The sequence below is a fragment of the Streptomyces sp. NK15101 genome, assembly GCF_020400725.1.
GTDB lineage: Bacteria > Actinomycetota > Actinomycetes > Streptomycetales > Streptomycetaceae > Streptomyces.
In genome coordinates this window covers 131,388-153,150 of sequence record NZ_JAINVG010000004.1, presented here as the reverse complement: position 1 = coordinate 153,150, position 21,763 = coordinate 131,388, and the positions used below count along the sequence as shown (strand labels likewise).

Annotated in this window: 17 protein-coding genes and 1 pseudogene; 7 read left to right on the top strand and 11 right to left on the bottom strand. The window is 71.9% G+C overall.

The genetic code is table 11. The annotated features are described in order from the left end of the window. Positions 1-26 precede the first annotated feature (26 nt). Positions 27-1,100: pseudogene (locus K7G60_RS39360) on the bottom strand (RNA-guided endonuclease InsQ/TnpB family protein); the annotation flags it as partial. A gap of 60 nt (positions 1,101-1,160) precedes the next feature. On the opposite strand from K7G60_RS39360, the gene K7G60_RS03510 reads away from it, so the two are divergent. Next, entirely contained in the window at positions 1,161-1,502 is a 342-nt protein-coding gene (locus K7G60_RS03510) for a PadR family transcriptional regulator (protein WP_225799280.1), read from the top strand. Further along, positions 1,499-2,224: a hypothetical protein gene (locus tag K7G60_RS03505; protein WP_225799279.1), complete on the top strand. Its 726-nt coding sequence runs from the start codon at positions 1,499-1,501 to the stop codon at positions 2,222-2,224. The genes K7G60_RS03510 and K7G60_RS03505 overlap by 4 nt, the downstream gene beginning before the upstream one ends. A gap of 7 nt (positions 2,225-2,231) precedes the next feature. Here the strand turns inward: K7G60_RS03505 and K7G60_RS03500 are convergent, their stop codons facing one another. Beyond that, positions 2,232-2,768 (bottom strand): GNAT family N-acetyltransferase, encoded by a 537-nt coding sequence (locus K7G60_RS03500; RefSeq protein WP_225799278.1) that lies wholly within the window; start codon positions 2,766-2,768, stop codon positions 2,232-2,234. Between the two features lie 108 nt (positions 2,769-2,876). Between K7G60_RS03500 and K7G60_RS03495 the strand changes: the two genes are divergently transcribed. Beyond that, positions 2,877-3,752, top strand: coding sequence for an alpha/beta fold hydrolase (locus K7G60_RS03495; RefSeq protein WP_225799277.1), 876 nt, complete (start codon positions 2,877-2,879; stop codon positions 3,750-3,752). Positions 3,753-3,826: 74 nt separating this feature from the next. Here K7G60_RS03495 and pruA read toward each other — a convergent pair whose 3' ends face one another. Both pruA and K7G60_RS03485 read right to left on the bottom strand, forming a co-directional pair. After that, positions 3,827-5,458 (bottom strand): L-glutamate gamma-semialdehyde dehydrogenase, encoded by a 1,632-nt coding sequence (pruA, locus tag K7G60_RS03490; protein WP_225799276.1) that lies wholly within the window; start codon positions 5,456-5,458, stop codon positions 3,827-3,829. Positions 5,459-5,488: 30 nt separating this feature from the next. Then, complete coding sequence (locus tag K7G60_RS03485; protein ID WP_225799275.1) at positions 5,489-6,415, bottom strand: proline dehydrogenase family protein; 927 nt, start codon at positions 6,413-6,415, stop codon at positions 5,489-5,491. A 193-nt stretch (positions 6,416-6,608) separates the two neighbouring features. Between K7G60_RS03485 and K7G60_RS03480 the strand changes: the two genes are divergently transcribed. Together K7G60_RS03480 and K7G60_RS03475 are read left to right on the top strand one after the other, a co-directional pair. Beyond that, positions 6,609-7,850: a CdaR family transcriptional regulator gene (locus K7G60_RS03480; protein ID WP_225799274.1), complete on the top strand. Its 1,242-nt coding sequence runs from the start codon at positions 6,609-6,611 to the stop codon at positions 7,848-7,850. Between the two features lie 113 nt (positions 7,851-7,963). Beyond that, positions 7,964-8,956: an NAD(P)-dependent alcohol dehydrogenase gene (locus tag K7G60_RS03475; RefSeq protein WP_225799313.1), complete on the top strand. Its 993-nt coding sequence runs from the start codon at positions 7,964-7,966 to the stop codon at positions 8,954-8,956. Here K7G60_RS03475 and K7G60_RS03470 read toward each other — a convergent pair. From K7G60_RS03470 to K7G60_RS03440, 7 genes are all read right to left on the bottom strand, one after another. Then, positions 8,928-9,509 (bottom strand): TetR/AcrR family transcriptional regulator, encoded by a 582-nt coding sequence (locus K7G60_RS03470; RefSeq protein ID WP_225799273.1) that lies wholly within the window; start codon positions 9,507-9,509, stop codon positions 8,928-8,930. The genes K7G60_RS03475 and K7G60_RS03470 overlap by 29 nt on opposite strands. A gap of 83 nt (positions 9,510-9,592) precedes the next feature. Next, positions 9,593-11,182, bottom strand: a complete 1,590-nt coding sequence (gene serA, locus K7G60_RS03465) for a phosphoglycerate dehydrogenase (protein WP_225799272.1) — start codon at positions 11,180-11,182, stop codon at positions 9,593-9,595. 237 nt (positions 11,183-11,419) lie between these two features. Next, complete coding sequence (gene ilvC / locus K7G60_RS03460; protein ID WP_225799271.1) at positions 11,420-12,421, bottom strand: ketol-acid reductoisomerase; 1,002 nt, start codon at positions 12,419-12,421, stop codon at positions 11,420-11,422. 117 nt (positions 12,422-12,538) lie between these two features. Continuing rightward, entirely contained in the window at positions 12,539-13,066 is a 528-nt protein-coding gene (gene ilvN / locus K7G60_RS03455) for an acetolactate synthase small subunit (protein WP_030222540.1), read from the bottom strand. 31 nt (positions 13,067-13,097) lie between these two features. Beyond that, a complete protein-coding gene (locus K7G60_RS03450; protein ID WP_225799270.1) occupies positions 13,098-14,948 on the bottom strand; it encodes an acetolactate synthase large subunit in 1,851 nt (616 codons plus the stop codon). 228 nt (positions 14,949-15,176) lie between these two features. Further along, on the bottom strand, positions 15,177-18,008 hold the full coding sequence (locus tag K7G60_RS03445) for a putative bifunctional diguanylate cyclase/phosphodiesterase (RefSeq protein WP_374115579.1): 2,832 nt from the start codon (positions 18,006-18,008) through the stop codon (positions 15,177-15,179). 488 nt (positions 18,009-18,496) lie between these two features. Beyond that, positions 18,497-19,462 (bottom strand): 2-hydroxyacid dehydrogenase, encoded by a 966-nt coding sequence (locus K7G60_RS03440; RefSeq protein ID WP_225799269.1) that lies wholly within the window; start codon positions 19,460-19,462, stop codon positions 18,497-18,499. Positions 19,463-19,537: 75 nt separating this feature from the next. On the opposite strand from K7G60_RS03440, the gene K7G60_RS03435 reads away from it, so the two are divergent. Both K7G60_RS03435 and K7G60_RS03430 read left to right on the top strand, forming a co-directional pair. After that, on the top strand, positions 19,538-20,548 hold the full coding sequence (locus tag K7G60_RS03435; protein ID WP_225799268.1) for an aldo/keto reductase: 1,011 nt from the start codon (positions 19,538-19,540) through the stop codon (positions 20,546-20,548). 72 nt (positions 20,549-20,620) lie between these two features. Beyond that, positions 20,621-21,763, top strand: coding sequence for a sorbosone dehydrogenase family protein (locus K7G60_RS03430; protein ID WP_225799267.1), 1,143 nt, complete (start codon positions 20,621-20,623; stop codon positions 21,761-21,763).

The window sequence follows — 21,763 nt, the reverse complement described above, 5'->3', positions numbered from 1 at the left end:
CCCCTCATGAGCGAGGGGGCTTCTCGCTACGCCGGTGGGGCGTTGCGACGGACCAGCCCGGCCCGCAGGACGTTAAGGGCGCCCACCGTGTCCGCGTGCGCCCGGTGGCCGCACGAGACGCAGTGGAACTTCTCCCGTGTGGGCCGGTTCTCCGCCGAGACATGCCCGCATTCGGGGCAGGTCCGGGGAGTATTGCGGGGGTCCACGGCGATCATTTCCCGTCCGGCGCTTTCAGCCTTGGCGGTGAGGATCGCCAGGAACACCCCCCATCCGGCATCCGAGATCGAACGGTTCATCCCGGCCTTGGCGGCGGCCCCGTTGGGCAGGAAGCCGCCTGGCTGGTCGGGGTCCGGCTTCGGCGCGGGAGCCCTGACCATGTTGCGGATCTTGAGGTCCTCGTGCGCAATCACGTCGTATGCCCGCACGAGATCCAGCGCAGTCTTGTGTGCGTGGTCCAGGCGCCGGCGGCGGACCCTGCGGTGCAGCTCGGCGACCTTCTCGACCGCCCGGTGGTGGTTCGCGGTCCGCTTGTCCCGGCGAACGCGCGGGAACCGGGCGAGGGCCTGCTGTGCGGCTTCGAGTTTCGCAGCGGCCGTGCGACTGTGGCGGGGGTTGGGCACGAACCCACCGTTTGAGTCGGCGAGGAAATTGGCTATACCCATGTCGATCCCGGCTACGGAGCCGGTCGGGGCAGCGGCTCCGGCTGGGCCTGCTCGGCGGTCAGCACCACGTACCAGCGCTTGCCCTCGCGCTTCACCGAGACCGTCTTGACCGTGCCGACCACGGGCCGGTGCCGGTCGACCTTGACGTGCCCGACGCCTGGAAGCGGACGCGGGTGACGGGGGGTGCGGCGTGGAGTCCCAGCGGCATCCGTCGCCGTCCTTGGGGAAGTCGACCGTGTCGAACCAGCTGATCCCGCGGAAGCGCGGGCAACCCGGCACGTCTCCGACCCCGACCCGCCGGAAGAACGCTGCGAATGCCCTGTCCAGGCGGCGCAAAACGGCCTGCTGCGAGCTGAACGACCAGCGACCCCGACGCTCGGGGTCGAAGGCTCGGATGTCCTTGAGCTGCGCGGACTGCTGCCCGTACTCGATGCTCGTCACCCGTTAGGCCGCAGTATCTAGATTGCATTCCTACCTAGGTAGTGATCTGATGTGCACATGGCCGCAGACCGCAGATCCAGCTGGCTCAAGGGAGTCCTCGACCTGCTCGTCCTCTCCTGCCTGACCGACGGCGAGAGTTACGGGTACGAGATCGGGAAGGCGCTCGACGGGGCGGGCCTGGGCGAGATCAAGGGCGGGACGCTCTATCCCGTACTGAACCGCCTGGAGCAGGCCGGCCTGGTGGAGGCCGAGTTCCGCGCCGCCGAGCGCGGGCCCGGGCGCCGCTACTACCGGCTCACCGAGCCGGGCCGGGCGCACCTCGCGGCCGAGAGCGAGGCCTGGTCGGAGTTCCACCGGGCCGTACGGACGCAACTGCACGCAGGGGGAACCGCACCATGACCACCGACGCCTACTTCGCCGAGCTGACCGACGCGCTGCGCGCCGCGGGGGTGCCCGAGGAGGAGATCGCGCGGACGGCCGACGAACTGCGCGGCCACCTCGCGGAGACGGGGACCGCGCCGGAGGAGGAGTTCGGGCCTGCCGAGGGCTTCGCGGCCCGGCTGGGCGGGCTCGCCCCGACCCCCGGGGAGCCGGACGAGGCGGCGGAGCGCTGGACGTGGACCGCCGACCTCTTCAACGACCGCCGGATGCTGGCCGTCCACGGCGCCCAGGGCTGGGAGGTGGAGGGTCTGGACAGCATCGGCCGCTTCGTCTGCCGCCGGGCGCCCGGGGTCGCGCTCGCCTGGGAGTACCGCCGCGAGGTGATCGCCGGCCGCAGGCGGGCCCGTGTCCTCGACGAGCTCACGCCGGAGGGCTGGGAGCTGTGCGGCGAGTGGCTGGTGTACGGCTACTTCAAGCGGCCGCGCGCGGCGACGGCGGGGCCGGCGGGCGCCGTGGAGGCGCCGCCGGCCGCCCCGCGCCAGTGGCTGTTCCTGAGCCGCCGGGGCAAGGCGGCGCTCGCGGTGTGGTGCGTCCTGGTGGGCGGCGCGCTGACCTCGTTCCTCGTCGGAGGGATCGGGGCCTCCGGGCTCGCGATCACGGTCGCCGTCGTCTCGTCGCTCTCCACCGCGTACACCTCCCACCTGGAGACGGCCGCGGGCCGCGCCCGCGGCCGGGACTGAGGGTCCCTCACATCACGTCGCCGTCCCGCCAGTCGAAGACCAGCGGGGCGGCGGGGTCCGGCAGGGCCCGGCCGGCCGAGGGGCGCAGGAGGACGTAGCCCTCCTCCTCGGCGAGGTGGACGATCCCCTCGGGCCCGAGCGCTTCGAGGCGCCCCTCCCAGACCCGCCAGCCGCGCGCCCGGTAGAGCGCGGCCCCTTCGTCGGTGGCGCCGAGCGCCCCGAAGGCGTACGCCCCGTCGATCACCCGCTCCAGTCCGGCCATGACCGCACCGCCGAGCCCCCGGCGCCGGAGGTCCTGCCGGACGGCGACCCCTTCCACGTATCCGACGCGGTGCGAGCGGCCGCGGTGCAGCGCCCGGCGCTGCACGACGGCGCCGTGGGCGGCGATGCCCCGCCCGTCCTCGATCCAGGCGTGGAGGCCGCCGAGGGTGTGGTCCCAGTCGTCGTCGGAGAAGTCGCCCGCGAAGGCGGTGTCGAGCATCTCCCGTACGGAGCGGAGCCGGGCGGCGCCGAGTTCATGGGTGGGCGCGATCCTCACGGTCATGCCCCACCCTCCCACACTCACCTAACCCCTCATTCGATGTTGACAGGTTAGCCCGACCCTGATTGAGTCACTTCATAACCAGTGAGCGACGACTGAGGGGTTAGAAAGATGTCCGTGCTGCCGACCCGCCACCGCACCGTCACCGTCCGGGGCCACGAGATCGCCTACCGCGAGGCCGGCCCGGCCGACGCCCCCGTACTGCTCCTGCTGCACGGCTTCCCCACCAGCTCGCACATGTTCCGCGACCTGATCCCCCTGCTCGCCGACCGGTACCGGCTGATCGCCCCCGACCACCTGGGCTTCGGCCGCAGCGCGACGCCCGGCGACTTCGACTACACCTTCGCCGGACTGGCCGCCCTCACCGCCGAGTTCACCGAGGCCCTCGGCCTCGACCGGTTCGCGCTCTACATCCAGGACTACGGCGCCCCCATCGGCCTGCGCCTCGCCCTCGCCCACCCCGAGCGGATCACCGCGATCGTCACCCAGAACGGCAACGCCTACGAGGAGGGCCTCGGCGCCGAGGCCTGGGCCCCCGTCCTCGCCCTGATCGAGGAGCGCACCCCCGAGACCGAGGAGCCGGTCCGCGCCATCCGCTCCCCGGAGGGCATCCGGTGGCAGTACGAGACGGGTGTCCCCGCCGAGTACCGGGACCTGCTCAGCCCCGACGCCTGGCACCACGACGCCGCCCTGATGGCCCGCGAGGGCCAGGACGACATCCAGCTGGGCCTGATCGCCGACTACGGCTCCAACTTCGCCCTCTACCCGGCCTTCCAGGAGTACTTCCGCACCTCCCGGGTCCCCCTCCTCGCCGTCTGGGGCGAGGGCGACCAGGTCTTCGTCCCCGCCGGCGCCGAGGCCTTCCGCCGCGACCTCCCGGACGCCGAGGTCCACCTCCTGCCCACGGGCCACTTCGCCCTGGAGACCCACGCGCCGGCGATCGCCGGGCTGATCGGCGACTTCCTGGAGCGGCGCGTGGGGGAATGAGAACCGCCCCCGTCCTCAATTGGGGGTAGAGGAGGGGGGCGGTGATCAGGAGCCGCTCACGCGGCGGGCGGGCGTCAGCCCATGTGCGGGTAGCCGTACTCGGTCGGCGGGACCAGCGTCTCCTTGATGGCGCGGGTCAGCGTCCAGCGCATCAGGTTCTGCGGGGCGCCGGCCTTGTCGTTGGTGCCGGAGGCGCGGCCGCCGCCGAAGGGCTGCTGGCCGACGACGGCGCCGGTCGACTTGTCGTTGATGTAGAAGTTGCCCGCGGCGAAGCGGAGCTTCTCCATCGTGTACGCGGCGGCCGCGCGGTCGCCGGAGATGACCGAGCCGGTGAGGGCGTAGTCCGAGACCGACTCCATCTGGGTCAGCATCTCGTCGTACTTGTCGTCCTCGTAGACGTGGACCGCGAGGATCGGGCCGAAGTACTCGGCCTTGAAGACCTCGTTCTCCGGGTCGTCACAGACGATGACGGTCGGGCGGACGAAGTAGCCCACCGAGTCGTCGTAGGTGCCGCCGGCGATGATCGTGCAGCTCGGGTCGGCCGCGGCACGGTCGATCGCCGCCTTGTTCTTGGCGAACGAGCGCTCGTCGATGACGGCGCCGATGAAGTTCGACAGGTCGGTGACGTCACCCATGGTGATGCCGTCGACCTCGGCCGCGAACTCCTCCTTGAAGCCGTCGTTCCAGATGGACGCCGGGATGTAGGCGCGGGAGGACGCGGAGCACTTCTGGCCCTGGAACTCGAAGGAGCCACGGGTCAGCGCGGTCTTCAGGACGGCGCGGTCGGCGCTGGGGTGGGCGACGACGAAGTCCTTGCCGCCGGTCTCGCCGACGATCCGCGGGTACGAGCGGTACTTCTCGATGTTGTTGCCGACCGTCTTCCACAGGTGCTGGAAGGTCTTGGTCGAGCCGGTGAAGTGGATGCCGGCCAGGTCGCGGTGGTTCAGGGCCACCTCGGAGACGGCGATGCCGTCGCCGGTCACCAGGTTGATGACGCCCTTCGGCAGGCCGGCCTCCTCCAGGAGCTCCATGAGGAGCACGGCGGAGTGGGTCTGCGTCGGGGACGGCTTCCAGACCACCACGTTGCCCATGAGGGCGGGGGCGGTGGGCAGGTTGCCCGCGATGGCGGTGAAGTTGAAGGGGGTGATCGCGTAGACGAAGCCCTCCAGCGGGCGGTGGTCCAGACGGTTCCACACACCCGGGGAGTTCGCCGGCGGCTGCTCGGCGAGGATCTGGCGGGCGTACGCCACGTTGAAGCGCCAGAAGTCGACGAGCTCGCACGGGGTGTCGATCTCGGCCTGCTGGGCGGTCTTGGACTGGCCGAGCATGGTGGACGCGGCCAGCGTCTCGCGCCACGGACCGGCGAGCAGCTCGGCGGCGCGCAGGATGATCGCGGCGCGGTCGTCGAAGGACATCGCGCGCCAGGCCGGAGCGGCGGCCAGGGCGGCGTCGATGGCGTCCTGGGCGTCCTGCTGGGTGGCTGCGCGGAAGGTGCCGATGACGGCCTTGTGGTTGTGCGGCTGGACGACCTTGAACTCCTCGCCGCCGCCGAGGCGCTTCACGCCGCCGATGGTCATCGGCAGCTCGCGCGGGTTCTCGGCCAGCTCCTTGAGCTTGATCTCCAGACGGGCGCGCTCGGGGGAACCGGGGGCGTAGCCGTGCACCGGCTCGTTGACGGGAGCGGGGACCTGGGTGACAGCGTCCATGAGTCTCGATACTCCTTGTGAGAGGTGGGCTCAGCCCTTGGTGAGGATGGAGCGGACGAAGAAGAGGAGGTTGGCCGGCTTCTCCGCGAGGCGGCGCATGAAGTAGCCGTACCAGTCGGTGCCGTACGCGGTGTAGACGCGCATGCGGTGGCCCTCGGCGGCGAGCCGGTTCTGCTCCTCGCTGCGGATGCCGTACAGCATCTGGAACTCGTACTCGTCCAGCTTGCGCCCGGCACGGCGGGCCAGCTCCTGGCCGATGGAGATCAGGCGCGGGTCGTGCGAGCCGATCATCGGGTAGCCCTTGCCGTCCATCAGGATCTTCATGATCCGGACGTACGCCTTGTCGATCTCGGCCTTGTCCTGGAGGGCGACGGAGGCGGGCTCCTTGTAGGCGCCCTTCACGATCCGGACGCGGGAGCCGTTCTCGGCGAGGCGGCGGGCGTCGTCCTCGGTGCGGAAGAGGTAGGCCTGGATGACGCAGCCGGTCTGCGGGAAGTCCTTCCGCAGCTCCTCGTGGATGGCGAACATCGAGTCGAGGGTGGTGTGGTCCTCGGCGTCCAGGGTGACGGTGGTGCCGATCTCGGCGGCGGCGGCGACGACCGGGCGCACGTTGGAGAGGGCCAGCTCGTGCCCGTCCTCCAGGGACTGGCCGAACATCGACAGCTTCACGGACATCTCGGCACGGGCGCCGAGGCCCAGCTCCTTGAGGCGGCCGATGAGCTCCAGGTAGGCGTCCCGGGCGGCGTACGACTGCTCGACGGTGGTGATGTCCTCGCCGACGACGTCGAGGGTGACCTCCAGGCCGCGACCGCTCAGCTCGGAGACGATCGGGACGACGTCGTCGACCGTCTCGCCGGCGATGAAGCGGGCGACGACCTGCTTGGTCCCGGGGGCGGCCGAAACGAGACGGCGCATCTTGTCGCTGCGCGACGCGGCGAGGATCACGGGACCCAGCACGGGGCACCTCCAAAGGGCAAAGGTAGAACGGGGCCATAACCGGAGCAAGGGAACGAACCGGGAACAGCACGGAGAACCACCGTGAAACCTATGGATCGCTCCGATCGTCCGCCATCTACAGCTGTCACGCATCCGTGGCCCGCCCCTCATACATCTGTCTGACAGGCCGGGTGGCGGGTGCGAGAATGTGGCCGTGAAGGGCGATTACCAGGAGCTGGTGGACGAGATCTCGGCGCTGCTCGGCGAACCGGCGACACTGGAGAACCGCGACTTCGGCCTGATCGCCTTCGGGGCCCACGACAGCGACGACGACAGCGCCATGGACCCGGTCAGGACCCGGTCGATCCTGACCCGGAAGTCCTCCCCCGCGGTCCGCGCCTGGTTCGAGGGCTTCGGCATCACCCGCGCGACCGGCCCGGTCCGCATCCCCGCCGCTCCGGACGCCGGCGTCTTCCGCGACCGCATCTGTCTCCCGGTACGCCATCGGGGGGTGGTCCTCGGGTACGTGTGGCTGCTCGACGCCGAGCCCGGGCCCTCGCACGCGCAGCTCACCGCCGCGATGGAGGTCGCCGCCCGCATCGGCGAGCTGCTCGCCGACGAGGAACGGGCGGGCGCGGACCTCTCCCGGGAGCTGCGGGCCGCCCTGACGGCGGAGCGCGGCTGGCAGTACGACATGGCCCTCACCGCCCTGCGGACCGCCCTCGGCCCGGATGCGGAGGGCCTCCACGCGGTGGTGTGCGTGGCACCCTGGCCGACGGAGGACAGCCCGTCCCCGCGCACGGTCCCGGGCGCGGCGGCCCTCTGCACCCTGCCGTGGCGCCCGGCGGCCGGCCCGGTCGCGGGCTCCCCCTTCGGCCGGGGCGCGGGGGCCGGGGCCGACCCGGGGCCCGGTCCGCACCTCGCGGGTCCCGCGACCGCGGAGGGCGGGGCGGCCCGCGCGCTCGCCGTCCTCGTACGCCTGCGGTCGGCCGACAACCTCTCCCCCGCCACCACCGCGGCGACCCGGCTGCGCGGCTCCGCCGCCCCCGCCGCCGTCGCGGGCGTGGCCACCCCCCGACGGGGGCTCGCGGAGCTCGACACCGCCTGGCGGGAGGCCTGTTCCGGGGCGAGGGCCGCGCTCGTGCAGCCCCTGCTCGGCCCGGTCGCCGAGTGGGCGGCCATCGGCCCGTACCGGCTGCTCACCGCCCTGCCCCCGGCCGAGCCGGATCCGGTGGTGCGCGCCCTGCTCACCCCGGCGCACGCGGAACTGGCCCGCACGGCCGAGGTGTTCCTCGACCACGCGGGCCAGGCCGGCCGCACGGCGGCGGCCCTGGGCATCCACCGGCAGACGCTCTACTACCGGCTCTCCCGGGTCGAACAGCTCACCGGCCTCGACCTGGACGCCGGCGAGGACCGCCTGCTGCTGCACATGGCGCTGAAGGCGGCCAAGCTGTGACCCCCGGGTCGACGCCCCCCTCAGGGTCGAATCGGGGTCGTCCCCGATACCCCGGCGCCGTGGTGCGCCCTACCGTCGTAGGCGTGGGACGGGGAACGGCCGAGGGGGGCCTCATGAAGGCGTGGGTGCAGGACCGGTACGGATCGGCGGACGTGCTGGAGTTCGCGGAGGTCGAGAGGCCGGTGCCGGGCGAGCGGGAGGTGCTCGTCCACGTCCACGCCGCCGCGGTCAACGCGGCGGACTGGCACCTGATGCGGGGCGACCCGTACGTGGCCCGGCTGGCCCTCGGCCTGCGAAGACCGAAGGAGCGGATCCGGGGCCGGGACTTCGCGGGCCGGGTCGAGGCCGTGGGCGCCGGGGTGACCGGGCTGCGCCCCGGGGACGAGGTGTTCGGGGAGGCCCCCGGGGCCTTCGCCGAGTACGTGTGCGCCCCCGAGGAGGCGACGGAGCGCAAGCCCGCCGGCCTGACCTTCGAGCAGGCGGCGGCGATACCGCTGGCCGGCAACACCGCCCTGATGGGACTGCGGGACCTGGGCAATGTGCGACCGGGCGGGAAAGTGCTGGTCAACGGGGCCTCGGGAGGTGTCGGGACCTTCGCCGTGCAGCTCGCGAAGGCATTCGGCGCCGAGGTCACGGGGGTGTGCAGCACCCGGAACGCGGCGCTGGTCCTCGGGCTCGGCGCGAACCGGGTGATCGACTACACCCGGCAGGACTTCACCACCGGCCAGGACCGCTACGACCTGGTGTTCGACCTGGTGGGCAACCGGTCGCTGGCCGAGCTCCGGCGGGTCCTCTCCCCCACCGGCGTACTCGTCCTGTCCGGCGGGGGCGTCTTCGAGGGAGGCAGCGCCTTCGGGCCGATGGGGCTGATCATCAAGGGACAGCTGCTCTCCCGGTTCTCCGGCCGCCGGCTCCGCGTCCTCACGGCGGAGCCGTGCCGGGAGAACCTGGCGGCGCTGCGCGAACTCGCCGAGAACGGTGACATCACCCCGGTGGTCGAGCGGACCTACCCGCTCGACGAGGCGCCGCGGGCCCTGCGGTACGTCGAGGAGGAGCACGCCCGCGCGAAGGTGGTCCTCAGCTGCCCTCCCCCATCAGGACCTTGAGCCCCTCGGTGAGATCGTCCGCGCTGGGGGCGGTGTCCGGGTCGACCATCCACTGGATCATGACCCCGGTCGCCAGGGCCTGGAGCAGCAGTCCGGCCACCCGGGCCTTCTCCGGCTCCACCGTGGAGTCGATGCCGAGCATGCCCTCGGCGATGCCGAGCCGGCCCTCCCGCTGCGGCTCCTTGATCGCCTCGCGCAGCTTCTCGTCGTCGTCGAGGCGGGTGACGACCTCCGTCTGGAGCTTCCAGACCGGGCGGCTGGCCTCGGCGGCACCGATGAGCTGTGCCCACACCGCGCGGAAGCGCTCGTACGGATCGGCCGGAAGGGGGGCGGCGCCCTCCTCCCCGTCCGGGAGGCTGACCCGCTCCCCCCACTCCTCGGTGAGGGTCAGGAAGGCCTGCTGGAGCAGGGCGTCCTTTGAGCCGTAGTGGTAGCCGATGGAGGCGAGGTTGGTGCCCGAGGCGGCGACGATGTCACGCGCCGTGGTGCGCCCGTACCCCTTCTCCAGGAGGCAGCGCTTGGCGCCTTCGAGCAGGTCTTCCTTGTGTCCCATGACAGCACTGTACCCGGCCGATAGACGACCGTCTAAGACAGTCGTCTACCGGCCGGGTACGGAAACCCTGCGAGAGGCGTGCGTCAGATCAGGTTGACCGAGCGGGCCGAGGTCGCGCCGATCTCCTCCGCGATCTCCGTGAGCACCGGCGCCGGCAGCGTGTCGTCGACGGTGAGCACGACGAGCGCCTCGCCGCCCTCCTCCGAGCGGGAGACCTGCATGCCGGCGATGTTCAGACCGGCCTCGCCGAGGATCCGGCCGACCGTGCCGACGACACCCGGGCGGTCCTCGTAACGGAGCACGACCATGTGGTCGGCGAGCGCGAGGTCCACGTCGTAGTCGCCGACCGCGACGATCTTCTGCAGGTGCTTCGGGCCCGCGAGCGTACCGGAGACCGAGACCTCCTGGCCGTCGGAGAGCGTGCCGCGCACGGTGACCATGTTGCGGTGGTCGGGCGACTCGGAGCTCGTCGTCAGGCGCACCTCGACACCGCGCTCCTGCGCGAACAGCGGGGCGTTGACGTACGACACGGTCTCGTCGACCACGTCCTCGAACACGCCCTTGAGCGCCGAGAGTTCGAGCACCTTCACGTCGTGCTGGGTGATCTCGCCGTAGACCTCGACGTCGAGGCGGGCCGCGACCTCGCCCGCGAGCGCGGTGAAGATCCGGCCGAGCTTCTCGGCCAGCGGCAGGCCCGGCTTCACGTCCTCCGCGATGACACCGCCCTGGACGTTGACCGCGTCCGGGACCAGCTCGCCCGCGAGCGCCAGGCGCACCGACTTGGCGACCGCGATGCCGGCCTTCTCCTGGGCCTCGTCCGTGGAGGCGCCGAGGTGCGGGGTGCAGACGACCTGGTCGAGCTCGAAGAGCGGGGAGTCCGTGCAGGGCTCCTTCGCGTACACGTCGAGGCCCGCGCCGGCGACCCGGCCCTCCTTGATCGCCGAGTACAGCGCGGCCTCGTCCACGATCCCGCCGCGCGCGGCGTTGACGATCCGGACGGAGGGCTTGACCTTGTGCAGCGCCTCGTCGCCGATGAGACCGATGGTCTCCGGGGTCTTCGGCAGGTGGACGGTGATGAAGTCGGCGACCTCCAGGAGCTCGTCCAGGGCCAGCAGCTTCACCCCCATCTGGGCGGCGCGGGCCGGCTGCACGTAGGGGTCGTACGCGACGATCTTCATGCCGAAGGCGGACATGCGCTGGGCGACCAGGACGCCGATGCGGCCGAGGCCGACGACGCCGAGGGTCTTCTCGCTCAGCTCGACGCCCGTGTACTTCGAGCGCTTCCACTCGCCGTTCTTGAGCGCGGTGTTGGCCTGCGGGATGTTGCGCGCGGTGGCGACGAGCAGGCCGCACGCGAGCTCGGCGGCGGTCACGATGTTCGACGTGGGGGCGTTCACGACCATCACGCCGGCCTTGGTGGCGGCGGAGACGTCGACGTTGTCCAGTCCGACGCCGGCGCGGGCGACGACCCGCAGCTTCTCGGCGGCGGCGATGGCCTCGGCGTCGACCTTGGTCGCGGAGCGGACCAGGATGGCGTCCACATCGGCGATGGCGGGGATCAGCTCGGCCCGGTCGGCGCCGTTGCAGTGCCGGATCTCGAAGTCCGGGCCCAGGGCGTCGACGGTGGCGGGCGACAGCTCTTCAGCGATGAGTACGACAGGTTTCGAGCTCACGTGAGTCCTCACAGGTCCAGTGCGGACGGCCGTCCCGACGGCCGCAGGCGGTGGAGGGGGCTTGCCGCGTGAAAGCGCACGACGCTGTGGGCCTGACGCGTATGTTGTTGAGCAGTGTAGTGGTGCGTGAGCGCCGTTCATGCTCCTCGTTGGAAGGATCACCCGTCCGTGGTTGGACGGGGTGTCCAACGGTGTGGCGAGGGGCCGGACACGGTGTCCGGCCCCTGCCGCGAAGGCTTACGCCTCCTCGTCGTTCACCCAGCTCATGAGCTTGCGCAGCTCCTTGCCGGTGGTCTCCAGGAGGTGGTTGGCGTCCTGGGTCTTGTACTCGTTGTACTTCTTCAGACCGCCGTGGTACTCGGCCATCCACTCCTTGGCGAAGGTGCCGTCCTGGATCTCCGCGAGGACCTTCTTCATCTCGGCCTTGGTGGCGTCGGTGATGATCCGCGGGCCGGTGACGTAGTCGCCCCACTCGGCGGTCTCGGAGACCGACCAGCGCATCTTCTCCAGGCCGCCCTCGTACATGAGGTCGACGATGAGCTTCAGCTCGTGCAGGCACTCGAAGTAGGCGATCTCCGGCTGGTAGCCGGCCTCGGTCAGGGTCTCGAAGCCCGCCTTGACCAGAGCCGCGGTGCCACCGCAGAGGACGGCCTGCTCACCGAACAGGTCGGTCTCGGTCTCCTCCTTGAACGTCGTCTTGATGACGCCGGCGCGGGTGCCGCCGATGCCCTTGGCGTACGAGAGCGCCAGGTCGAAGGCCTTGCCGGTGGCGTCCTGCTCGACGGCCGCGATGCACGGAACGCCGCGGCCCTCCTCGTACTGACGGCGGACCAGGTGGCCCGGGCCCTTCGGGGCGACCAGGGCGACGTCGACGCCCTCGGGCACCTTGATGAAGCCGTAGCGGACGTTCAGGCCGTGACCGAAGAAGAGCGCGTCGCCCTCCTTCAGGTGGTCCTTGATGGACTCCTCGTAGACCTGGGCCTGGATCGGGTCCGGGGTCAGGATCATGATGAGGTCGGCCTCTTCGGCCGCCTGGGCGACGGAGACGACGCGCAGGCCCTGCTCCTCGGCCTTGGCCTTGGACTTCGAGCCCTCCTGGAGACCGACGCGGACGTCGACACCGGAGTCACGGAGCGACAGCGCGTGGGCGTGTCCCTGGCTGCCGTAGCCGATCACCGCGACCTTGCGGCCCTGGATGATGGACAGGTCGGCGTCGGCGTCGTAGAACAGCTCGGCCACTGGAATTCTCCTTGAGGTGCTGGTGTTGCGTCCCACCGTACGGCGGGGAGCGGGAGGAAAGTTTTCGGGTCTCGTCAGTCGGACCGCCGGCCGGACCGGCGGTTGACCTCCGAGGGCTCAGGCGCTGCGGTCGAGGGCCCGCAGGGACCGGTCCGTGATGGACCGGGCGCCACGCCCTATGGCGATCGTGCCGGACTGCACGAGCTCCTTGACGCCGAACTGCTCCAGCATCTTGAGCATGGCGTCGAGCTTGTCACTCGAACCGGTGGCCTCGATGGTGACCGCCTCGGGCGAGACGTCCACGGTCTTGGCGCGGAACAGCTGCACGATCTCGACGATCTGGGAGCGGGTCTCGTTGTCGGCGCGGACCTTCACCAGGACGAGCTCGCGCTGGATCGCGGCGCTGGGCTCGAGTTCGACGATCTTCAGGACGTTGACCAGCTTGTTGAGCTGCTTGGTCACCTGCTCCAGGGGCAGGTCCTCGACATTGACCACGATGGTGATGCGGGAGATGTCGGGGTGCTCGGTGACGCCCACGGCGAGCGAGTCGATGTTGAAGCCGCGGCGGGAGAACAGGGCGGCGATCCGGGCGAGGATGCCGGGCGTGTTCTCGACGAGAACGGAGAGCGTGTGCTTGGTGGACATGTCTGGGTCTCTTCCTTTTCGCTCTGCGCGCTCAGTCGTCTTCGCCGTCGCCGAAGTCGGGGCGGACGCCCCGCGCGGCCATGACCTCGTCGTTCGAGGTGCCGGCGGCGACCATCGGCCAGACCTGGGCGTCCTCGTGGACGATGAAGTCGATCACGACCGGGCGGTCGTTGATGGCGTTGGCCTCGGCGATGACCTTGTCCAGGTCGGCCGGGTCCTCACAGCGCAGGGCGACACAGCCCATGGCCTCGGAGAGCTTGACGAAGTCGGGGACGCGGGTGCCCTTGTTCGCCTGGATGTCGTCCGGGCCGGAGTGCAGGACGGTGTTGGAGTAGCGCTGGTTGTAGAAGAGCGTCTGCCACTGCCGGACCATGCCCAGGGCGCCGTTGTTGATGATGGCGACCTTGATCGGGATGTTGTTCAGGGCGCAGGTGGTGAGCTCCTGGTTGGTCATCTGGAAGCAGCCGTCGCCGTCGATCGCCCACACCGTCGTGTCGGGCTTGCCGGCCTTCGCGCCCATCGCCGCCGGGACCGCGTAGCCCATCGTGCCCGCGCCGCCGGAGTTCAGCCAGGTGGCCGGCTGCTCGTAGTCGATGAAGTGCGCGGCCCACATCTGGTGCTGGCCGACGCCCGCCGCGAAGATCGTGCCCTCCGGGGCCAGCTGGCCGATGCGCTGGATGACCTGCTGCGGCGAGAGGCTGCCGTCCTCCGGCAGGTCGTAACCGAGCGGGTAGGTCTCGCGCCAGCGGCTCAGGTCGCTCCACCAAGCGGTGTAGTCGCCCTTGTTGCCCTCGCTGTGCTCGGCCTGGACGGCCTGGACCAGGTCGGCGATGACCTCGCGGGCGTCACCGACGATCGGAACGTCGGCGGCGCGGTTCTTGCCGATCTCGGCCGGGTCGATGTCCGCGTGGACGATCTTGGCGTACGGGGCGAAGCTGTCGAGCTTGCCGGTGACGCGGTCGTCGAAGCGGGCGCCGAGGGCGACGATCAGGTCGGCCTTCTGCAGCGCGGTGACGGCGGTGACCGCGCCGTGCATGCCCGGCATGCCGACGTGCAGCGGGTGGCTGTCGGGGAAGGCGCCGAGCGCCATCAGGGTGGTGGTGACCGGGGCGCCGGTGAGCTCGGCGAGGATCTTCAGCTCGGCGGTGGCGCCGGCCTTGATGACGCCGCCGCCGACGTACAGGACGGGCCGCTTGGCGGCGGTGATCAGCTTGGCGGCCTCGCGGATCTGCTTGGCGTGCGGCTTGGTCACCGGGCGGTAGCCGGGCAGGTCGGTGTGCGGCGGCCAGCTGAAGGTGGTCTTCGCCTGCAGGGCGTCCTTGGCGATGTCGACCAGGACCGGGCCCGGGCGGCCGGTGGAGGCGATGTGGAAGGCCTCGGCGATCGTCCGCGGGATGTCCTCGGCCTTGGTGACGAGGAAGTTGTGCTTGGTGATCGGCATCGTGATGCCGCAGATGTCCGCCTCCTGGAAGGCGTCCGTGCCGATCGCCTTCGAGGCGACCTGGCCGGTGATCGCGACGAGCGGGACCGAGTCCATGTGCGCGTCGGCGATCGGGGTGACCAGGTTGGTCGCGCCCGGGCCGGAGGTCGCCATGCAGACGCCGACCTTGCCGGTGGCCTGGGCGTAGCCGGTGGCGGCGTGGCCCGCCCCCTGCTCGTGGCGGACGAGGATGTGACGCACCCGCTGCGAGTCCATCATCGGGTCGTAGGCGGGGAGGATCGCGCCGCCGGGGATGCCGAAGACGGTGTCGGCGCCCACTTCCTCGAGAGAACGGATGAGGGACTGCGCACCCGTGACGTGCTCGACGGTGGTGGCGGGCTGCGCGCCGTTACGGGGCCGCGGCTGCGGATGGTGCCCGGTGGCCTGCTCGGTCATCAGCATCTCTTCTCGGGGCGAGGGTTTTTTGCGAGGTGTTTTGCGGGGTTTTGCTGCGTTTTTGGGGTGAGCCGGTGCAACAAAAAACCCCTCGTGCCGTGAGGCAAGCGAGGGGAGCGCGTCGGGTGCGTTCTCAGCGGGACCTGCGGGGGTCCTGCTTCAGCCGACGCGCTTTCCAAGTACGAGAATTCGGGTGCGCATGGCACTGACCCTCCCTCTCCGCCCTCGTCACTGTCAAGTGGGTGGGACAGGCGTCTCAGTATTTGGGCGGATCGGGGGACGGTTTCCGACAGGGACGGGGTCCGCTCCGGGCAGCGGGTACTCGTCCCGCACGAGGGCCCTGCGCAGGCGGTACTCGTCGAGCGGGCCGGAGAAGGCCATGCCCTGGGCGTGGGTGCAGCCCATCGCGCGCAGGGCGACGACCTGCTCCGGGACGTCGACGCCCTCGGCGACGGTCTGCATGCCGAGCTCGTCGGCGATGCGCAGCACCCCGCGCGTGATCTTGCGGAGCCGGGCCGACTCGACCACGCCCTCGACGAGGCCCCGGTCCAGCTTCAGTATGTCCACGGGAAGCCTCCGCAAAGCGTTGATCGCCACGTGTCCGCTACCGAACCCGTCGAGAGCGATCCGCACCCCGAGGCGGCGCAGCGTGATCAGGCGCTGTTCCAGCTCGTCGAGCGAGGTCCGGGGGTCGCTGTCGGCGAGCTCGACGATCAGCGAGCCGGACGGCAGCCCGTGCCGGGTGAGCACCGACTCGATCGAGCCGAGCGGCAGCGAGCGGTCCAGGAGGCGCCGGGCGGAGAGCCGGACGGAGACGGGCGTGCGGTGGCCGGTTCCCGCCCGCTCGGCGGCCTGCTCCACGGCCTCCTCCAGGAGCCAGCGGCCGAGCTCGGCGGTGCGCTCGCCGTCGTCGGTGACGCGGAGGTACTCGGCCGGGGTGAAGAGGACGCCCTGGCTGGAGCGCCAGCGCGCCTGGGCGCTGACGGCGGAGATCCGTCCGGTGGCGAGGTCGACGACCGGCTGGTGGAGCAGGGCGAACTCGCCGTCGTGGAGGGCGGTGCGCAGCCGGGCGGCCAGCTCGGTCCGCCGGACCACCTCGGCCTGCATCTGCGGGGCGTAGAGCTCGACGCGGTCCTTGCCGGCGGCCTTGGCGCGGTACATGGCCAGGTCGGCGTTGCGCAGCAGGTCGCCGGCCTCCATGCCGGGCTCGGCGAAGGCCACGCCGATGGAGGCGGCGACCCGCACCTCGGTGCCCCCGTCGACGCGGTAGGGCTGGGAGAGGGTGAGCCGGAGCCGGTCGGCGATCTCCTGGACCTGGTTGCGGCGGGCCGTCCGGTCGCGGCCGCCGTCGCCGAGGATGAGGGCGGCGAACTCGTCGCCGCCGAGCCGGGCGGCGGTGTCCCCGGCCCGTACGGAGTCGTGGAGGCGGCGGGCGGCCTGGACGAGGAGGTCGTCCCCCGCCTGGTGGCCGAGGCGGTCGTTGACCGCCTTGAAGCCGTCGAGGTCGATGAAGAGCACGGCGGTGCCGGGGTCGGAGGAGCGGCGGCCGCCGAGCGCCTGTCGGACCCGGCGGGTGAAGAGGGCCCGGTTGGGCAGGTCGGTGAGCGGGTCGTGCTCGGCGTTGTGCTGCAACTGGGCCTGGAGGCGGACGCGCTCGGTGACGTCCCGGCTGTTGAAGATCAGGCCGCCCTGGTGCCGGTTGACGGTCGACTCGACGTTGAGCCAGTCGCCGCGACCCGAGCGGAAGCGGCACTCGATCCGGGTGGTGGGCTCCTCGGCCGGCGAGGCGGCCAGGAAGCGCCGCACCTCGTGGACGACGGCGCCGAGGTCCTCGGGGTGGATGAGGGAGGCGAGCTCGGAGCCGATGAGCTCGTCGGCGTCGCGTCCGTACACACCGGAGGCGGCCGGGCTGACGTAGCGGAGTATCCCGGTGGGCGCGGCGATCATGATGACGTCGCTGGAGCCCTGCACGAGCGACCTGAAGTGGTTCTCCTTCTGGGCCAGTTCGTGGGTGAGGGCGATGTTGTCGAGGAGCATGATGCCCTGCCGCACGACGAGGGCGAGCACGACCGTGCAGCCGGTGAGGACGACGACGCGGTCGACCCGGCGCCCCTCGACGACGTTGTAGAGGATGCCGAGGGTGCAGACCGCCGCGGCGAGGTACGGGGTGAGGGCGGCGAGCGAGCCGGCGACCGGGCGGCTGTGGAGCCACGGGCCGCGCGCGGCGGCCGCGCCGTCCGGCGGGCGGCGCACGCCCCAGGGCGCGTAGGCGAGCAGCAGCGAGCCGGCGAACCAGCCGGCGTCGAGGAGCTGGCCCGAGGCGTAGTTCTCGCGGAGCAGCGGTGAGGTGAACAGGGCGTCGCACAGCACGGTCAGGGCGAGCGCGGCGATCGCGGTGTTCGTCGCGGAGCGGTTCGCCTGCGAGCGCCGGAAGTGCAGGACGAGGACCATGCTGACGAGCACGATGTCGAGCAGCGGGTACGCGAGCGACAGCGCGGCCTGGGCGACGGACTCGCCCTCGAAGTGCGCGGTGCGGGCGAGGGCGAGGCTCCAGGAGAGCGTGAGCAGGGAGCCTCCGATGAGCCAGGCGTCGAGCCCCAGGCACACCCAGCCGGCCCGGGTGACGGGCTTCTTGGCGAGGACGAGGAGACCCACGATGGCGGGCGGCGCGAAGAGCAGGAAGAAGAGGTCGGCGACGGAGGAGTCGGGCACGTCGGTGCGGAGCACGACCTCGTACCAGCCCCACACGGCGTTTCCCGCGGCCGCCATGAAGGAGGAGAACGCGAAGAGCAGCCAGGCGGGGCGGGCGCTGTCGTGGTGTGCGCGTCCGTAGAGGAAGCATGAGACGGCGGCGGCGAACGCGGCGGCGCTGAGCCCGAAGTCGCCCATGAAGAGGGCCAGTCGGGGAGAGCCCCAGCCGAGGGAGGCGCCGGTGGTGTAGCCCGCGCAGACGAGTCCGAGGGCGATCTGGGCGGCGGCCCCGCCGAGGCGGGGGCGCTCGGGATCCGGATGGCCGGAGCCGGAGCCGACGGGGCGGCGCGTGATGACCGCCCCGGGCGCGCTCACGGGATCCTCCGGTGCCGCGCCGCCGCATCCGGCCGCGTCGTGCGGCCGCGCCTCCGGTTCGCCGGCGCCCCCGGGGGCGTGCCCCTCGTGGTCGTGGACGTGACGGTCGTGGACCTCGCGGTCGTGGACGTCCCGTCCGGTGTCCCGCGGCGCGGCGGCGCGGGACACCCGGTGCGGCGCCGCCTGGTCCGGCACCGAGGGCGCGAGGCCTCCGGCGAGGCGCGGAAGGATTGCCGGCGGCGGCGTCGCCGCGTCGGATCGTCGGTCCTCCGGCCGTGCTTCACCCGTCGCCCCCCTCGGAATCTGATGTCCCGTCACTTCGCTCCCCAGCGTCAGCCCGTTCTCGACGCAGTCCCCCGCCACCGGACGATACACCAGGACCGTCACTCAGGGACAGGGCCGCAGTACTCTCCGTGACGGCCAGGGGGCTTGTGCGCGGCGCGTGTCGGGGGCGCGCGTCACCCGCCCGGCGGAACGCCCTCCCCCGGTCAGCCGGTGGTGAGGAGGACGTTGGCCAGTTCCTCGCCCGCCGCGAACCGCCGCAGCTGTCCCGCGATCAGCCGCTTCGCCCTCGGCATGAAGGCCGAAGTGGAACCTCCCACATGGGGACTGATCAGGACACCGGGAGCGTGCCACAAAGGGTGGCCGGCCGGCAGCGGTTCGGGGTCGGTGACGTCGAGCGCCGCCGTGATCCTGCCGCTCTCGACCTCCTTGAGCAGCGCGTTCGTGTCGACGACCGGCCCCCGGGCGACGTTCACGAGGAGCGCGCCGTCCTTCATCCGCGCCAGGAACCCGGCGTCGGCGAGATGCGTGGTCGCGGGCGTGAGCGGAGTGGAGAGCACGACCACGTCCGCCTCCGGCAGCAGCGCCGACAGGTCCGTCAGGGCGTGCACCGGACCGCGCTCTGTGGTGCGCGCGGAGCGTGCGACGCGTGCCACCCGCGCGCACTCGAAGGGCGCGAGCCGGTCCTCGATCGCGGCGCCGATCGATCCGTAGCCGACGATCAGGACGGACTTGTCGGCGAGGGCCGGATAGAAGCCGGCGCGCCACTCCTCGGCGTCCTGGCCGCGCACGAATCCCGGGATGCCGCGCAGCGAGGCGAGGATCAGGGCGAGCGTCAGCTCGGCGGTGCTGGCCTCGTGGACGCCCTTCGCGTTGCAGAGGGCGACTCCCGGGCGCAGCGCGCCGATGCCCGGGGTGACGTGGTCGATGCCGGCGGACAGGGTCTGCACGACCCGGAGGGAGGTCATCGCGGCCAGCGGCCGTACGGCGATCTCCGATCCCTTCATGTACGGGACGACGTAGAACGCACAGCGCGCCGGATCGGCGGGGAACTCGGGACCGCCGTCCCAGAAGCGGTAGTTCAGGCCCGACCCGCCCGGCGCGGGAAGCCCCTCGATCTCGTCCGCCGGAACGGGAAGCCACACGTCAGCGGTCGTGTCTTCGAATCTCATGACCGGGAGGCTATGCGAAGAATCCGGCGCGTCATTGGTTACTTTGGGGGACGGCACAGGGAGGGGTACCGGCAGGTGGAGCGCAGGACTATCGGGACGACGGCGCTCGACGTGGGTGCGATCGGCCTGGGGTGCATGCCGATGAACTGGGCGTACAGCCGTTCGCAGCAGCGGGGGGACCGCTCGCTGCGGACCGTGCACGCGGCGCTCGACGCCGGGGTGAGCCTGCTCGACACCGCCGACATGTACGGCCCGTTCACCAACGAGCTCCTGGTGGGACGGGTGTTGAAGGAGCGCCGGTCCGAGGCCTTCGTCTCGACGAAGTGCGGACTGCTCGTCGGCGACCAGCACGTGGTCGCCAACGGCAGGCCGGAGTACGTGCGTCGGGCCTGCGACGCCTCGCTGCGCCGGCTCCAGACCGATGTGATCGACCTCTACCAGCTGCACCGGGCCGACCCCGAGGTGCCGGTCGAGGAGACCTGGGGCGCCATGGCCGAGCTGGTGTCGGCGGGCAAGGTGCGGGCGCTCGGCCTCTGCGCCGTCGGTGCCCGGTCGGCCCGCCGTGGTGCGGCCGGCGCCGGACGTGACGGATACGAGGGAACGATCCGGCAACTGGAGCGGATCCAGCAGGTCTTCCCGGTCGCGGCGGTGGAGGCGGAGCTGTCGGTGTGGTCGCAGGAGGCGCTGGTGCGGCTCCTGCCCTGGTGCGCGGCGCGCGGGGTGGGCTTCCTGGCGGCGATGCCGCTGGGGAACGGCTTCCTGACCGGCACGCTGACCCCGGGCGGCGGCTTCGAGCGGGACGATCCGCGGGCCCGGCACCCCCGGTTCACGGCCGAGATGATGGCGGCGAACCAGCCCATCGTGGCGGGGCTGCGCCGGGTGGCCGCGCGGCACGGCGCGGGGGTCACCCCGGCGCAGGTGGCGCTGGCGTGGGTACTGGGCCTCGGGCGGCACGTCGTGCCGGTGCCGGGGGCGAAGCGGGAGCGGTGGGCGGTGGAGAACGCCCGGGCGGCCGCGCTGCGGCTGACGGCGGAGGACCTGGCGGAGATCGCGGCGCTTCCGGCGCCCCGCGGGTCCTGGGACTGAGCGCGCCGCACGGGACGGGCGGGGTATCAAGGAGGTGGGACACCGCTCGACTCGTCGAAGGGGGACCGGCCCATGCGCCGTCCTGTCGTGCAGAAGGCCCTGTGGGGCGCCGCCGTGCTCGCGCTGGTGACCGGCTGCTCCTCGGGGGACACCGGGCAGGATCCGCGTGCGGCCTCGCCGCCCCCGGTCTCCTCGTCGCCCCCGGTCTCCTCGTCGCCGTCCGCCTCCCCGTCCTCGTCCGCCGCCGGCCGGGTGTCCGTGGCGGGCACGCTCACCGAGGGGCTGAAGTCGCCCTGGGGGCTCGCGGGGCTGCCCGGCGGGGATCTGCTGGTCTCCTCGCGGGACGAGCGGACGATCACCCGGGTCGACGGGCGGACCGGCGCGAAGACCCCGCTCGGCGAGGTGCCGGGGGTGGTGCCGGGCGGCGAGGGCGGGCTCCTGGGACTGGCGGTCCGGGACGGCTGGGTGTACGCGTATCTGACGGCCGCCTCGGACAACCGCATCGTGCGCATGCGGTACGGCGGCGGGGCGGGCGACCGGCTCGGTCCGCCGGAGCCGGTGCTCACCGGCATCCCGAAGGGCTTCGTGCACGACGGCGGACGGATCGCGTTCGGGCCGGACGGGATGCTGTACGCGGGGACGGGAGAGACGGGCCGGACCGGTCTGGCCCAGGACCGGTCGTCGCTGGGCGGGAAGATCCTGCGGATGACGCCGGAGGGCCGGCCGGCGCCGGGTAATCCCTTCCCCGGCTCGGTGGTCTACTCGTACGGTCACCGCAATGTGCAGGGGCTCGCCTGGGACGCGGAGGGCCGGCTGTGGGCGGCCGAGTTCGGACAGAACACCTGGGACGAGCTGAACCTGGTGGAGCCGGGGCGGAACTACGGCTGGCCGGAGGCCGAGGGACGTGCCGGGCGCGCCGGGTTCGTGGACCCGGTGGCCCAGTGGCCGACCTCGGAGGCCTCGCCGAGCGGGATCGCGTACGCCCGGGGCGCGATCTGGATGGCCGGGCTCAGAGGAGAGCGGCTGTGGCGGATCCCGCTCTCCGGAGCGGAACGATCCGGAGAGCCCGAGGCGTTCCTGAGGGGTGAGTACGGACGCCTGCGGACGGTCCTCGCGGCGGGCGACGGGCGGCTCTGGCTGGTGACAAGCGAGACCGACACCCGGGGGACGCCCGGGCCCGGGGACGACCGGATCCTCCGGCTGGAGGTGGGATGA